The organism is Salipaludibacillus sp. CF4.18 (assembly GCF_051262595.1).
GTDB classification, from domain to species: Bacteria; Bacillota; Bacilli; order Bacillales; family Salisediminibacteriaceae; genus Salipaludibacillus; species Salipaludibacillus neizhouensis.
Genome location: NZ_JBIMEV010000015.1, coordinates 1 through 15,139, shown reverse-complemented (window position 1 = coordinate 15,139; position 15,139 = coordinate 1). Strand labels below are relative to the sequence as shown.

Annotated in this window: 12 protein-coding genes; 7 read left to right on the top strand and 5 right to left on the bottom strand. The window is 36.1% G+C overall.

Annotated features, from left to right (window positions below):
- Nucleotides 1–45: 45 nt before the first annotated feature.
- Nucleotides 46–1,761 (bottom strand): acetate--CoA ligase, encoded by a 1,716-nt coding sequence (gene acsA, locus ACHABW_RS11445; protein WP_435755431.1) that lies wholly within the window; start codon nucleotides 1,759–1,761, stop codon nucleotides 46–48.
- 387 nt (nucleotides 1,762–2,148) lie between these two features.
- Between acsA and ACHABW_RS11440 the strand changes: the two genes are divergently transcribed.
- Both ACHABW_RS11440 and ACHABW_RS11435 read left to right on the top strand, forming a co-directional pair.
- Nucleotides 2,149–2,811 (top strand): LytR/AlgR family response regulator transcription factor, encoded by a 663-nt coding sequence (locus tag ACHABW_RS11440; RefSeq protein WP_435755430.1) that lies wholly within the window; start codon nucleotides 2,149–2,151, stop codon nucleotides 2,809–2,811.
- Between the two features lie 146 nt (nucleotides 2,812–2,957).
- On the top strand, nucleotides 2,958–3,488 hold the full coding sequence (locus tag ACHABW_RS11435; protein WP_435755429.1) for a DUF6241 domain-containing protein: 531 nt from the start codon (nucleotides 2,958–2,960) through the stop codon (nucleotides 3,486–3,488).
- 97 nt (nucleotides 3,489–3,585) lie between these two features.
- On the opposite strand, the gene ACHABW_RS11430 is transcribed toward ACHABW_RS11435, so the two are convergent.
- A complete protein-coding gene (locus ACHABW_RS11430) occupies nucleotides 3,586–4,365 on the bottom strand; it encodes a manganese catalase family protein (protein ID WP_435755428.1) in 780 nt (259 codons plus the stop codon).
- Nucleotides 4,366–4,553: 188 nt separating this feature from the next.
- Nucleotides 4,554–5,954 carry an N-acetylglucosamine-specific PTS transporter subunit IIBC gene (nagE, locus tag ACHABW_RS11425; RefSeq protein WP_435755427.1) on the bottom strand — a complete coding sequence of 467 codons (1,401 nt, stop codon included), beginning with the start codon at nucleotides 5,952–5,954 and terminating at the stop codon, nucleotides 4,554–4,556.
- Between the two features lie 436 nt (nucleotides 5,955–6,390).
- Between nagE and nagB the strand changes: the two genes are divergently transcribed.
- From nagB to murQ, 3 genes are read left to right on the top strand one after another with little or no spacing between them, the layout of a single operon-like run.
- Nucleotides 6,391–7,140 carry a glucosamine-6-phosphate deaminase gene (gene nagB, locus ACHABW_RS11420; protein ID WP_110934630.1) on the top strand — a complete coding sequence of 250 codons (750 nt, stop codon included), beginning with the start codon at nucleotides 6,391–6,393 and terminating at the stop codon, nucleotides 7,138–7,140.
- A gap of 54 nt (nucleotides 7,141–7,194) precedes the next feature.
- Complete coding sequence (locus ACHABW_RS11415) at nucleotides 7,195–7,920, top strand: GntR family transcriptional regulator (RefSeq protein WP_435755426.1); 726 nt, start codon at nucleotides 7,195–7,197, stop codon at nucleotides 7,918–7,920.
- Between the two features lie 26 nt (nucleotides 7,921–7,946).
- Nucleotides 7,947–8,855: an N-acetylmuramic acid 6-phosphate etherase gene (gene murQ, locus ACHABW_RS11410; RefSeq protein WP_435755425.1), complete on the top strand. Its 909-nt coding sequence runs from the start codon at nucleotides 7,947–7,949 to the stop codon at nucleotides 8,853–8,855.
- Between the two features lie 18 nt (nucleotides 8,856–8,873).
- On the opposite strand, the gene ACHABW_RS11405 is transcribed toward murQ, so the two are convergent.
- Nucleotides 8,874–10,262, bottom strand: coding sequence for a cobyrinate a,c-diamide synthase (locus tag ACHABW_RS11405; RefSeq protein WP_435755424.1), 1,389 nt, complete (start codon nucleotides 10,260–10,262; stop codon nucleotides 8,874–8,876).
- Nucleotides 10,263–10,666: 404 nt separating this feature from the next.
- Here ACHABW_RS11405 and ACHABW_RS11400 point away from each other — a divergent pair, with 404 nt between their 5' ends.
- Nucleotides 10,667–12,253 (top strand): spore germination protein, encoded by a 1,587-nt coding sequence (locus ACHABW_RS11400; protein WP_435755423.1) that lies wholly within the window; start codon nucleotides 10,667–10,669, stop codon nucleotides 12,251–12,253.
- A 19-nt stretch (nucleotides 12,254–12,272) separates the two neighbouring features.
- Entirely contained in the window at nucleotides 12,273–13,445 is a 1,173-nt protein-coding gene (locus tag ACHABW_RS11395; protein WP_435755422.1) for a Ger(x)C family spore germination protein, read from the top strand.
- Between the two features lie 216 nt (nucleotides 13,446–13,661).
- Here ACHABW_RS11395 and ACHABW_RS11390 read toward each other — a convergent pair whose 3' ends face one another.
- Complete coding sequence (locus ACHABW_RS11390; protein ID WP_435755421.1) at nucleotides 13,662–14,759, bottom strand: GerAB/ArcD/ProY family transporter; 1,098 nt, start codon at nucleotides 14,757–14,759, stop codon at nucleotides 13,662–13,664.
- Nucleotides 14,760–15,139: the final 380 nt, after the last annotated feature.

Here is a 15,139-nt window from a genome sequence, read left to right as displayed (position 1 = left end):
TTTCCTAAACAACAAAATATGCTGAAACAGTCAAAACGAAGTTATTTAAGATTCCATTGTAGATAAATCACCTGTTGGAAGGTCGAGGTCCCATGCCTTTAACACTCTTCTCATGATTTTTCCACTTCTGGTTTTCGGTAAAGAGTCTCTAAATTCAAATTCTCTTGGCGCCACGTGTGCAGACAAGCCTTTTTTAACGAAGTTACGAATCTCTTCTTGAAGTTCATCACTAAGTTCATATCCATCTCTTAATGAAATAAAGGCTTTAATAATTTCCCCACGAACAGGATCCGGTTTACCGATTACCCCAGCCTCTGCTACAGCAGGGTGTTCAAGTAGTTTACTTTCTACCTCAAATGGACCGACACGTTCTCCAGCCGTCATGATGACATCATCAACCCGCCCTTGGAACCAAAAGTATCCTTCTTCATCCATGTAAGCCGAGTCTCCTGATACATACCAATCACCAGCAAGGAAATACGAGTCAAACTTTTCCTGGCGATTCCAAATGGCTTTCATCATCGATGGCCACCCTTTTTTGATCGCTAGATTTCCCATGCTGTTTGGAGGAAGCACATTCCCTTCGTCATCGACTATCGCCGCTTCGACCCCCGGAATTGGTTTTCCCATTGATCCGGGTTTAATATCCATCGACGGATAATTACAGATAAGTTGAGCTCCAGTTTCTGTCATCCACCATGTGTCGTGGATTCTCAAGTTCATCACTTTCATCCCCCATCTAATCACTTCTGGGTTTAATGGCTCTCCGACACTTAACACATGCCTTAAAGAAGAAAGATTGTGTTTCTCAATAATTTCTTCTCCAGCACCCATTAACATACGAAAAGCTGTCGGGGCACTATACCATACCGTGACTTGATATTTTTCCAAAGTTTGATACCAGTCATCGGGACTAAATCGGCCTCCACGAATCACATTTGAAACTCCGGCTAACCATGGTGCAAATATGCCGTAAGATGTCCCTGTCACCCATCCTGGATCTGCGGTACACCAGTAGACATCATCATCTTTTAGATCAAGCACCCATTTTGCAGTTTGGTATTGTTGGATCATGACATTATGAACGTGTAAAACTCCTTTAGGCTTTCCAGTTGAACCAGATGTATAATGTAAAATCATTCCGTCTTCGCGATCCACCCATTCCACCTTCAACGAGCTACTCGCTTGTTCAAAACGATGATAATAATCAATCGTCTGTTCATCTTCTTTTACGCCATTTCCTACGAGAACAATCTTCTCAAGTTCGGGAAGTTCATCAACCGGAACACGTCCAATCAATTCAGGAGTTGTGACAAGAACTTTTGCACCACTATCTTCCAAACGATCCTTTACAGCACCCTCCATAAAAGCTTCAAATAGTGGTCCGGCAATTGCACCTAGTTTAATCGTTCCTAATAAGATGAAATAGAGTTCAGGAGATCGGGGCATAAAAATGAATACACGGTCTCCCTTTGTTACACCAACGCTTTTCAAGACATTTCCTGCTTTATTAGAGGAATCCCTCATGTCTTTAAATGTATAATTGTCTTCTCTATTTTGGTCAGAATAATATAATGCTATTTTACTTCCTTTTTCCGAATTCGCGTGACGATCTATCGCTTCGTGAGCCATGTTAACAAGACCGGTTTTATGCCAAGAAAAGTTTTTTTCCACTTGCGACCATTCATGGGAATTGACTTTCTCCTCATAGTTTTTTAAATTGTGATTGGCATTTTGTGAAGAGATTGTTTGTGATAACATGTTTAATAGCCTCCTTGATAAATTGTCCCTTATTAACTACTTATTGTAGGACTCTTTTAATCTTACATCTTGTTTCAGAACCTGCTGTTTCTACCTATTGAATCTTTTTTCAAAGACTCTATTCATTATTGATTTAACAAATTTTTTTTAACAGGTTCCAAATTAAAGCGCTTTCATTTTAAGTTATAAAAAAATTTGTTGCTATGAAGAAACAGTGATTCCTTTCCTTTACACTGTTTACAAGTGGAATATATTGTTTATTGTATAATAGAAGAGTTCTTTTTACGTCGTAAATTGACAGAACATAATATTTCTGGATAGAATGAAAATAATCATGATTAATCGAAAGATTCGGAAAAGTATATCAAAGAAGAAGGAGTGAAAATTTTGCAGAGTAATGTCGTTCAACAATTTTCTTCGTTCATTGAAGATTGGGTTCCTGAAGAAGCCTCTATTGCAATTGCGAGTGGAGATAAGTACATCACTTACATTCCTGGAAGGCATGATATTCATATTAGTCAAGGACAACTGATTCCTTCTGGAAGTATTACTGAACGTGTTTATATGCAAAAAAGCAGAGTAGAATCTTTGGTTGATAAGTCAGTGTTTGGTACCTCTTATTATGGAGTTGGTTATCCACTTGAAGATGCAGATTCCGGTTTAAGTGGCGCTTTAACCGTCATTTTGCCACCAGAATATTCTATTGCCATTCAAAAACCGCTTTCTTTTATCGTTGGTAAAAGTGACGAGCTTTGGATCCCAATAGCTGTGGAACGGATTATTTATATAGAAAGTAACCAAAAGAAAACAATCATCTATACAGACGATGATTGCTTCACTTCAAAATACCCTCTTAAAACATTAGAATTAAGATTATCAGACTCTTTTATTCGTATTCATCGATCCTATATCGTAAACATCGCTTATATAAAACAGTTTTCTCGTGATATAGCGTCTAATTTAGAGGTTACATTAAAAGAACCAAGAGGTGCTAGCCTTCCAATTAGCCAAAGTTATGTTCAAAGTGTGAGGGGGATTTTAGGTTTTTAGTTATCGGATTTAGAGAAATAACTCATTGATTTTGAAAGCCCATCATGTCATAGTAAAATGATGGGTTTTTAAACAACTTTATCCATTGAATGAACATGGTGCAATCACCTCAATACGTTATTTTAATGGAAGGAGCTTGAAAGAAAGTGAAATTAGTTTATATCACACTTACTGTTATTGCAGTTGCTGCAGGAATCCTTACATACGTTTTTCTAAATACAGAAAAAGTTATAGAAAAAATTGTGGAGTCTCCTGATGAAGCAGAAACCATGAATAATGATAACGATGAAATTGCTGAGGATGTTGAAGTTATTGTCGGAAATATTCCATCTTCTGAGGAGGTAGCAGAAGAATTTGCAGACGATATGCCAGAGAATAAAGTGAAAAAAGCTATGCATCATATGAGCCATCAAAAGATAACTGCAGACCGAAAATGGGGAAAGATATTTATTACAGAAGGACGTATTAAGCGATTAATAGATGTAGTTGAAGCAAATGAGTATGAGAATAAGACTATTTATCTTAGTATTCTTGAAAGGTGGGAAAGTGGTGACTTTTCTCGTGCTGACGAAGACCACAACACAATCTGGAAATTACAAGGCGGAACAATCGGCCGAGCAACTGGTTTAATGACTGAGGAAGAAGAAAACAGGTATATAAAAGAGCATTTTGAGTAATCTATAACGCCTTAATATTCTGTTAAAACGTCCAAGAGACTAAAGTCTCTTGGACGTTTTTCGTGAAAATGAACCTTCGCTTTTAACACAAACGTTATTACTGCATTGGATTAACGCCGTTGGTAGGTGGAGTTCCATGAATGTAGTTTGGTGGTAGTTTTAGCGAAGGTACTTGACCATTTGCTCCTGGATTTTGTACATAGTTAAACGTTCCAACTCCATCTAGCGCTTTACCATTTGCCCAGCGCCCAGTACTGCTTTCTTCGCCTTCTGAAAAATTCATGAAAGAATAAGCAACTTCCTGCTTTTCAAATTCAGGATTAAAGGTACTGGGTACAACTGCACCTTGTGATTTTTCGAGCTCTTCTATTGCTGCCATCCACTGGTTTTGATGCATCTTATCCCGTGCAATTAAGAAGGAAAGCATATCTCTTACTCCCGGATCTGTCGTCATTTCATAGAGACGAACTACTTGGAGCCGCCCTTGTGACTCTGCATTCAGATTCGCCCTGAAATCTGCTAATAAATTTCCACTCGCAATGGTGTAACGTGCATTCCACGGATACCCGGAAGCATCATTCGGCTGTGCACCGAGTCCATTTACAATTGCGTGCTGAGGTTTCATCCCACCAAGAACTGCTTCAACCGCTGGATCTTTTACTCCTTGCTCTTGATCATGAGCCGGCGCCCCATCCAAAAGTTGTGCAATCATCGTGGCAATCATTTCGACGTGAGCGATTTCTTCCGTGCCAACGACTGAATACATCGTAGGAACGAGCATTACTTCCGAGTATGCTTCGAGTGGTCTCGACGGATGTCGCTTCAGAGTGTTGTTGGCAGAGAAAGAAAAATGGTTTGCCCGAGTTATCATGAACAAAACTAGCTTCTTACTCCTAAATTCGTAGGTTTGTTTGGTAAGAATATTTCCTGATGTAAAACAAAACTAAAAAGAAAATAAGAACTGTATAAATCTAAAATAGACGTTTCTTAATTACGATGTAATTAAGAAACGTCTTGATTTATAAGCTAAAAACCTATTATTTATTCATTAACTCTCCGTGTGTATCAGTCAGATTTAACATTTCTTTTCATAGCATCCGCGACAAATTCCACGTTTGTTCCAACGATCACTTGATAATTCTTTTCACTAATCTTCATCGTACCTTTAGCACCATTTGCTTTCAGAGACTTTTCATTAATTATCCCTGTATCTTCAACTGTTAAACGAAGGCGAGTTGCACAGTTGTCAATGTGAGAAATATTTTCTTTTCCACCTAAGGCGCGGATAAACTGATTTGCCATATCTTCGTATTTATCCCCAGTGCCCTTAATTGGCACAGTAGTTTCTTCGTATTCTTCTTCATCTTCATCTTCACGACCAGGAGTTTTAAGATTTAGGACTTTGATTAAGCCGACAAATACAAAGAAGTAAATTAAACCGTATAGAATTCCTATCCCAAATAATAACCATGGACGCTGTGCAATACCTAAATTCAAGAAAAAGTCAATTGCCCCTGCTGAAAAACCAAACCCATGATGAATATCCAATAGGTATACAACAACAAATGAACTTCCTGTGAGTACTGCGTGAATAACATATAGTAAAGGTGATAAAAACATAAACATAAATTCAATTGGTTCCGTAATACCTGTTAAAAATGCAGTAAACGCAACACCACCAATAAGTCCAGTCACAGCTTTTCGACGATGCTTTTTCGCTGTAACAATCATCGCTAAACCAGCAGCCGGGAGACCGAACATCATTACTGGAAAGAAACCTGCCATGAATATCCCTGCGGAAGGGTCTTTCGCAAAGAAACGGGATAGATCCCCCCTTACAACATCTCCTGCAGCATTAGTAAACTCCCCAAACTCAAACCATACAAGTGTGTTTAATACATGGTGAAGTCCAAGTGGGATTAACAAACGATTTAAGAAACCAAATGCACCAACTCCAACTGCTCCTGCACTGATCATCCACTGACCAATTGCATTAATACCTTCCTGAATAGGAGGCCATACGAAACCAAATATTCCAGCAAGTAGAACCATTGTAGTAGCGGTTATAATAGGAACGAACCGACGTCCCCCAAAGAAACCTAACCACTCTGGTAATTTAATATTATGAAAGCGGTTGTATAAAAGACCAGCAATAACACCGGTTATAATGCCACCTAACACTCCCATATCAATACTTTCATTAATTGCTTCAATACCATTTGTTAATACCAAGTAACCAATTGCACCTGCTAAACCAGCTGCTCCATTACCATCCTTCGAAATTCCAATCGCAACACCAATAGCAAATAATAATGCTAAGTTCGCAAAAATTGCATCCCCTGAATTTGCGATAAATGGGACATCAAACATATCCGGTTGTCCCAAACGCAGCAGGAGAGCCGCTGCAGGTAAAACTGCAATTGGTAACATTAAAGATTTACCAATTTTCTGTAAAAAACTCATCATCACTTTTCCACTCCTTTAGATTAATAATGAAATAATTACTACTAAATATAAATAAATAAACTAACAATATAACTAATATAAATCTTAGCACGGTATGTTATAGTTGTCTATACCTTTAACTATTTATTCTTAATAATATAGTATACATACATTATTAAGCCTTTTCATTTTGATAATCCCCTCTCGATTATCATATATGTATAGACAACTATATTTATAGGTGATATTATAAAAGTCTTATAAGTGTAATATCAAATGATGGCAAGTGTGTAAAACATTTTTAAAATTAGTATCTGAGTACTATTTTTTTCTATTCATTTTTTGATGGAGTTTTGCTTTTTATGAGGAAGTATATTTAATAGAGGTGTACTTTAGTCAATGATGGTAAATACAAATACATGCTGAAGTCTTTCATTTCGTAAAGGAGCTATGAAAATTGAAATTAATAACCGTTAAAAATTATACCGATATGAGTAAAACTGCCGCTGATATTATTGTTGAACATATTCATAAACATCCACAACTAGTACTTGGATTAGCAACTGGTAGTACCCCGATTGAAACCTATAAGTGTCTCATTGAAGATCACAAGCAAAATCAAACTTCTTATCAAGAGGTATCGACGTTTAATTTAGACGAATACATCGGTTTAGACCCCCTCAATCAAAACAGCTATCATTACTATATGAAGTCTAATTTTTTTAATTACATTAATATTCCCGAACAGAAAACTCATATTCCTAATGGAGAAGCAATAGATGTTGAAAAAGAGTGTGAAGATTACGAACAACAAATTGCAAATCATGATGGAATTGATTTACAATTACTAGGTTTAGGGAGTAATGGACATATTGGGTTCAATGAACCTGGCACCTCTTTTAAAACCGCAACACATGTTGTCAATTTAACTAATGATACCCGTCAAGCAAATGCTAGATTTTTCGACAATATGGAAATAGTGCCCAAAAAAGCAATCACAATGGGAATCGACACGATAATGAAGAGTAAAGAAATACTTCTTTTAGTATCTGGAGAAAATAAAAGTAAAGCTTTGGCAAGATTACTTCATGGTCAAATTGATCCAACTTTTCCTGCTTCTGTTCTTAATCAACATTCCCAAGTTACAATTATTTCAGATTATGATGCACTACAGAATACTGTTGTACCTTCATCAATTCTGCTATAAAATTACTAGGAAAGACCAAAAATTGGTTTTCAATTACCGGAAGGGTGACCTGATGTGATAAATAAAAATTCCCCTATACCTATATATCATCAACTGGAAGAATATATCAAGCAGTTGATTGACAGTGGGCAACTAGTCCCTGGTGATATTCTTCCTTCTGAACGAGAATATTCCGACAAATATGGAATTAGCAGAATGACTATTAGACAAGCAATAATAAACCTTGTAAACGAACGATACCTTTATCGTGTTAAAGGCAAAGGAACTTTCGTTATGGAAAAAAAATTCGAACAAGATTTACAAGGTTTAACTAGCTTTACTGAAGATATGAAAGCTAGAGGAATGAAGGCAAGTAGTAAATTAATTAAATTTAAAATTATTCCAGCTCATCTTAAACTTGCTAAATCATTAGATATCCAAGAACATGATCCAGTCTATGAGATAGTAAGGATTCGTTTAGCAGAAGAAATTCCCATGGCTCTAGAGCGAACCTATATCTCTGCTAATTTAGTGCAAGGATTAACTGAAGAAATTGTTCAGAATTCATTGTATAAATATATTGAGGATACCCTTCATATGAAGATTGCTAGTGGAACACAAATAATTGAAGCTGCCATTGCAAATGAACAAGAAGTTAAGTATCTTGACATTTCTGACCAGTCACCTATCATGCTTATGGAGCGAAGTTCGAAGCTAGATGATCAAACCATATTTGAAGTTGTCAAATCATCTTATCGTGCGGACAGATACAAATTCATGATTGATCTAAAAAGATTTTAGCCCTTGAGATTGGGAGTGTGTAAAGAATGAATGATCTTAATGTAACAGAATCAGTGAATGTAAATAGCTTAACAATTGATGAAATGGGATCAATGAATATCGTTACTCTTATGTTAGAGGAAGACCGAGCCATTCATCAAGGCATCAAACAAGCTTTACCGAATGTCGCTAAGGCTGTGGATTTGATTGTTGAACAGTGGAAACTTGGTGGACGAGTAATTGTAGTGGGGGCTGGTACAAGTGGAAGGCTAGGTGTACTTGATGCAGTCGAATTAGGTCCAACCTTTTCCATTGAAGATAATCGATGGATTGGCTTAATTGCTGGTGGTAAAGAAGCGATGTGGAGTCCGCTTGAACAACACGAGGACGAAATAGCAATTATAGAAAATGAACTGAGAAACCATTCTTTAAATAAAAAAGATGTTGTTATTGGGGTAAGTGCAAGTGGTTCAACACCTTATTCCGTTTCAGCTATCAAGTATGCTAAAAAACTAGGGGCCAAAGCAGTCTCAATAAGCTGTAATCATAATACTATTTCTTCACAATTAAGTGATTGCGGGATTGAAGTTATTGCCGGACCCGAAGTCATCAGAGGTTCTACTAGATTAAAAGCAGGAACGGCACAGAAAATTATTTTAAACATGATATCAACTGCAACGATGATTCAGCTAGGTAAGGTCTACCAAAACCAAATGGTCGATATGCAACTAATAAACAAGAAACTAGTAAAGCGAGCAGAACAAACCTTAATGGATTTAGTAAACATATCAGAAAATGAAGCAAAAGATTTAATGACTAAAAGCAATCATGATCTAAAGGCCGCTATTTTTATAAATATTACCCAAACAGAACTCCCGCTAGCTAAGAACTATCTAGAGAGAGAAAAGGGACATTTAAAAAATGCAATTTCTAGTTACTTTAAAGAAAATAGTTAGAAGTTTGTCTCCAAGAGTTTAACTTTGGAGATCTTTACTTCCCTTACTCTCCAAACACTTTTCAATCCAATTATCGACAATGGCTGGACAAGATGCAAAATGGATATGAGTATACCCGGCTATTAAATTGTATGTGACATAGCCTTCTTTATTTAGTCCTCGCATCCCTTTTGTTTCAAAAGCATATGGAAGAGATTCCTCATCTGTATGAAAGGAAGAATAATGAAATTCATGCCCTCTCGCGGTTTCGTCTCCAAGTATAAAATTGTTATTCTGTCCAGTGACCTCTCTGTAACCTAATGCCGCTAATTTTGATTGCATTTGGATATTACCCGGGATTACGCCAACCATTTGATGTTTTGTCTCCCCGGAGGTTTCAATAGAATCTGTTAAATACATAAATCCCCCGCACTCGGCCAGTGTAGGTAATCCGTTTTCAATCGCATCCTTTAAAGAACGTTTTACTTTCATATTACTAGCAAGCTTGCCTGCGAATTCTTCAGGAAAACCGCCACCAATGTAGAGCCCGTCCACTCCCTCTGGTACTATATCATCCGCTAAAGGAGAAAAATAAACAATTTCCGCACCTTTAGCCTCGAGGATTTCTATATTTTCAGGATAATAAAAATTAAATGCAGCGTCTTTTGCTACGGCAATTTTGACTAATTTCTCTTTTTCCCTTCCAAAAAGGGAAGACTTATTTTTCACCGTAATTGGTTCAACAACAGATAGCTCAAGAAGTTTATCTATGTCTATCGTTTCAAGAATCAACTCTCCTAACCTATCAAAAAAGGAATCCAGATCACCTCGTTCAATTGATGGTATCAACCCTAGGTGCCGCTCAGGAATTTCAATATCCAATTCACGTTTTAAATAGCCGATTACAGGAATATCACATTCCTGTTCGATTGCTTTTTTTACTAGCTGAAAGTGTCCTTCGCTACCCACTTTATTTGCAATAACGCCAACTATATGTGGCCCCTCTGCAAATACTTGAAACCCTTTGACAATGGCAGCTGCACTTCTAGCCATGCTTGAACAATTTACAACGAGTAATACAGGACTTTTCGTTATCATGCTAATATCAGCAGTACTTCCTTCATTTGTTTCCGGACTCTTTCCATCAAAAAAACCCATGACTCCTTCCATAATCGAAATATCTGCTCCTTCTGCACCATGGGTGAAAATATCTAAAAGCGTATCTTTCGAAAACATCCAACTATCTAAATTACGGGACGATCGGTTGGTGACAGCTGTATGGTAAGACGGATCAATAAAATCAGGTCCGCACTTAAATCCTTGTACCGTTAGACCACGTTTTTTTAATGCTGACATTAAACCAATTGTCATGGTTGTTTTCCCGACTCCACTTCCCGTACCTGCAATCACGATTCGTCGTTCTGTCAATCAAATCTCCACCTTTCCAAAATTCTTTATTACCTCGTTCTCTGGCGAAATGGCAGACCAAACCTTATCCTATTAAAAATCGTGCTCCCCAACATATCTTCGTATTTCTCTCTTAAGCTAATGACTACTCTCAGTTCTTGCACATAAAGTTCAGTTCATATATTACAGGTAAACTTAGCCATCGTCTATCTCGTATTCAGTTTACAACCTTGAATCTTATACGTCTTCTTATCGTATATGGAGTACGTATATGAGTAATCTTCCGATATATAAAGCCCCATTTAGCTCCTCCAGCCCCTGATTATGCAACCCTCTTTATCTAATTTCTCCCCTTCTCACATGAACATTCTATGCATTTTTTTCTTACTTTAACAAAGAATACAAAAGAATAGGAGGTACCTAAAATGATAAAAAAATTTCAAATTGCAAAAAGAATTCAATCGTTAAAATCTTCATCTAAAAAAGAGAATCAAAAAGAGCAGAACAATGCTCAGTTCGTTGATAAAAAAGTAGAAATAAATTCACGTGAATTGCACCGAATCTTTAAAAAAAGTGTAGATGTAAAGTATAGGAATTTAGAGATTTACAATCAAACCCCTGTCAAAGTATTTATCAGTTTTATCGATGGGTTAGTTAATGAAGATTATATTAATTTACATATTATGAAACCATTAATGGAGCCTGGTTTTTTCAAAGAGACTGAAAACATGATATCAACCGACTTTTTTACAAATGTAAAAAAAAGGATCTTAAGCACCTCAAACATGAAAGAGGTTGATACAATTGATGATGTAATCGATGGTGTCTTATCAGGAGAAACTGTTATTTTTATCGATGGCTATAAGTCGGCTTTTCTTGTAAGTACGCAAGGGTTTGAGTCAAGAAGTGTAGAAGAACCTCAAACGGAAGCAAATATAAGAGGGCCACGAGAAGGATTTAATGAAGTATTGAAAGTAAATACCACCTTAATCCGTAGAATAATTAAAAATTCAAACTTAGTTTTTGAGGACATTAAAATTGGAAAACAGACAAAAACAAACATTCGCATTAGTTACATAGAAGGTATTGCGAATTCTGAAGTTGTAGAAGAAGTGAAAAACCGTTTAAAACGAATCGACACAGATACAATATTGGAATCGGGATATATTGAACAATTTATTGAAGATCATCCTTTTTCACCATTCCCTACCATCGGGAATAGTGAAAAGCCTGATAAGGTTTCAGCAAAAATATTAGAGGGCAGGGTTGCGATTTTTTGTGAAGGGAGTCCGTTTGTATTAACGGTGCCACAATTATTAATTGAAACGTTTCAAGTTCCAGAAGACTATTATTCAAGACCCTATTTAGCCTCAATTTTGAGGTTATTAAGATTATTAGCTCTTTTTTTAACAGTTTATACACCAGCAATTTATGTTTCCATTGCAACATACCACCATGAAATGGTCCCTGCGCAACTGCTTACAACAATGGTAGCATCAGCTGAAAAAGTTCCCTTCCCTATATTTTTAGAAGCTATGATAATGATTATTACTTTTCAATTACTTAGTGAAGCAGGTGTTCGAATGCCACGTCCAATTGGTTCTGCTATTAGTATTGTAGGGGCGTTAGTCATTGGAGAGGCTGCTGTGACTGCTGGATTAGTAAGTGCACCTATGGTCATCGTAGTCGCCCTTACTGCAATCACGGGGTTCGTTGTACCCGCTTTAAATGACTCCATCATTTTATCTAGGTTTTTTCTCCTTTTCCTGTCCGCAGCTCTAGGGTTTTATGGAATGTTAATAGGGACGTTTATTTTGGTAACACACTTATGTTCCTTACGTTCTTTTGGTACACCTTATTTAACTCCAGTGGGACCAATTTTCCTAAACGAATTGAAGGATTCCATTATCCGTATGCCATTATGGCTTCTTCGATCAAGACCTCAGTCGATTAATTGGGAAAAATCCGAAAGGCAAGGTTCAGAAAATAAACCGAAACATCCTAAAACATAGGGAAGGAGAGGAACAAACGTTGAAAATATTTTTGTGCTTTATTTCCCTTTTTTTATTAACCGGATGCTGGGATAGAAATGAATTAACTGACGTTGGAATTGTTGTGGGAATGGCTATCGATAAGGATCCCGATACGGGCGATTTTATATTAACTTCACAGTATCTAAGACCAGCAGCGGAAAGTACACAAACTCCTACCCCTGATCGACCATATTTAATGGTTTCGACTACGGGAAAAACAATCTCTGAAGTAATGCGAAAAGCAAATCAAACCATAGATCGTAGAAGTTTTTTCGCCCATAATAAGGTGATTATTATAAGCGAAGATGCAGCAAGAGAAGGATTGATTCAAATTATTGACACGTTTCAACGAGGCAAAGAAGTTCGAGGATATGTTTGGTTTTCAATTGCAAAAGATATAGGTGCTAAAGAACTCCTTGAAATAAAAGCAAATAATATCGCACGCGTACCTGCTAATTTTTTAAACGATCTTTTTGATAATACGGAGCATAATGCCACTGCCATTAATCTTCTTACTTATTATAAAAAAACACTGGGCGCAGGAATAAATCCGGTAGTAAGTGTTCTGACTCGTGAAGAGACAGACATAGAACCTTTTGAACTTTTAAAACTCTCAGGAAGTGCTGTTTTTAAAGAAGATAAGTTAGTTGGATTTCTAGATGAAAGCGAAACAAGAGGATATAACTGGATAACAGAAGAAGGCCCACCTAGTAATAGAGGTGCCATTTATCTTCCTTCTTTATTACAAGAGGATAAGTTTGTGACCATTCTATTGAAAGAAATCAATTCTAAAATCATACCAAAGGTTGAAAATGGAGATCAAATTTCCTTCACCATTGAGGTTGACCAGAAAGCAAGCCTGATTGGACAAGAAGCTACTGTTGAACTTAAAAACCGAAAACAAATCACTCAATATTTAAATCAAATACAAGGGGAGGGTGAAAAAGAAATTGAAAAAGAAATTAAGAAGGCAATAGGTAAAGCACAGCAAGACTTCCAATCAGATATTTTCGGCTTTGGAGAGGCTTTAAATAAAGAATATCCAAAGGTTTGGAATAAAGAAAAGGACAATTGGGCTGAAACATTTGCTGAAGTACCATATACTGTAAATGTTCATTTAAATATAAGAAGTTCCGGATTAATACAAGGGCCGTTTAAACCCCAGGAATAAGGAAGAAAAATGTCCACTGCTAGTTTCCTTGGTAGTGGACTCTGGCTTTTTAATTGTCATTATTGTTTGGTAATTGAATTTATTTCTAAGATATCTTAACTTTTAAATAGTAACGCCAACACATGGTAGAAAATAATCAATAATAGAACTAGGGTATAAAAGCTTCCCCCAATTATAATGATTGTAAACAATGGGTCTGCTTTAAATATTGTTAAATCAATTTGCATCATTATTCCCCTTTCGAGAGGAAGATTTTCTTTTTATAAACATAATTATTAGTAATAAAACAGGAATAAATCCAAATAATAGAATACTATAAATTCCATTCTCTATCCCTTTCCATCTTTGGTCATCAAATCCAGAGAAACGATACACTGTCAATAGTGGTAAAAGAAGCCCGAAAATGGAGATTGACCACTTGGGGTTGCTACCATTAAACACCCAGGTCATCGCTAAATTGAAACCCAAAAAATGTAAAGATGTTTTATAAATCCCTCCAATAAACATAATAAATACACCAATACTATCTAAGTTTGTAATAATTTCAGCGATATTTATTGATAATAATGTTTCTAATAAAGGGATTTCTGTATTTGCAGTTAGCTCTGGACCTAAAACACCAATCATTACAACCACAGATGAGATTAGCAATAATGTTGAAAGACTTACAGCTAAAAAAGTCATTTTACGTATGGATTTTTGGTCTTTTACATAGTGCCAAAACATAATAAATACAACCGTTTCAGCAAATGGGAATGCAATAACTGTAGGTAATTCTCCTAACACAGGTTTCAGCCCTTCCCCTAAAACGGGTCGTAAACTATCAATTTCAAATGGCCCTAAATTCACAAAAGTAGTAATTATCAAAAAAAGTATAAAATACGGGAATAATATTTCCAATGTTCGCATCAAAACTTCAAAACCTAAAATAAGAACGTAAATGATTACAATAGTAAATAAATACAAAATCACTAAAAGTGGCGTTCTTGGTAATGCAGTCATATTGATCAGCATACCAAATTCATAAAAATTGTGTGTTGTCTGACTTAAGAAATATAAACCGAAAAGAAGGAGCAAGGGTTTGGCAAGTTTTTTTCCCACAGTATTATTAAGGATTTCAGAAAAATTTTGATTAGGATAGTACTTAGGAAATTGAGTGAAAACCAATAGTAGAGGTAAACATATAACAAAGGCCATTAAGATAACAATCCATGCATCCTGTTTTGCTCCTATCCCTAAGGCAAAGAGGGTTGTGCTACCAACCTGAAACACCATAATAGAAGAAAATAACTGAATGTTTGAGATACGCTTCATTTAAGATAACTCCTTTGAATTGGTAAAGGAACACTGGCAAGTATGTCAATATCAATCCTTTATTTGAAGATATATATTAGCCTCAATATAAAATGTTTCACCTGATAACATTTTAGCCCTAAATGTACATGCGTATAACAGAATTGAGAATAAGAATAAAATATAACAACGGAAGCAAAAAAAATTGAAATTTTATGCTAGAAAAGGTACTTCAAGTTCAAATCAAAAATAAACTATGACACTCTGCTCGATAGAACAAGTAACTGAGTTGTTGATAATACTATCTATGGGGTGCCAAGAAGTCTTCCTCCCCATGTCCCAAGCTATACCTTATTGAACATTTATATGAATTTCAAAAAATAGTAGGATACATGACAAAT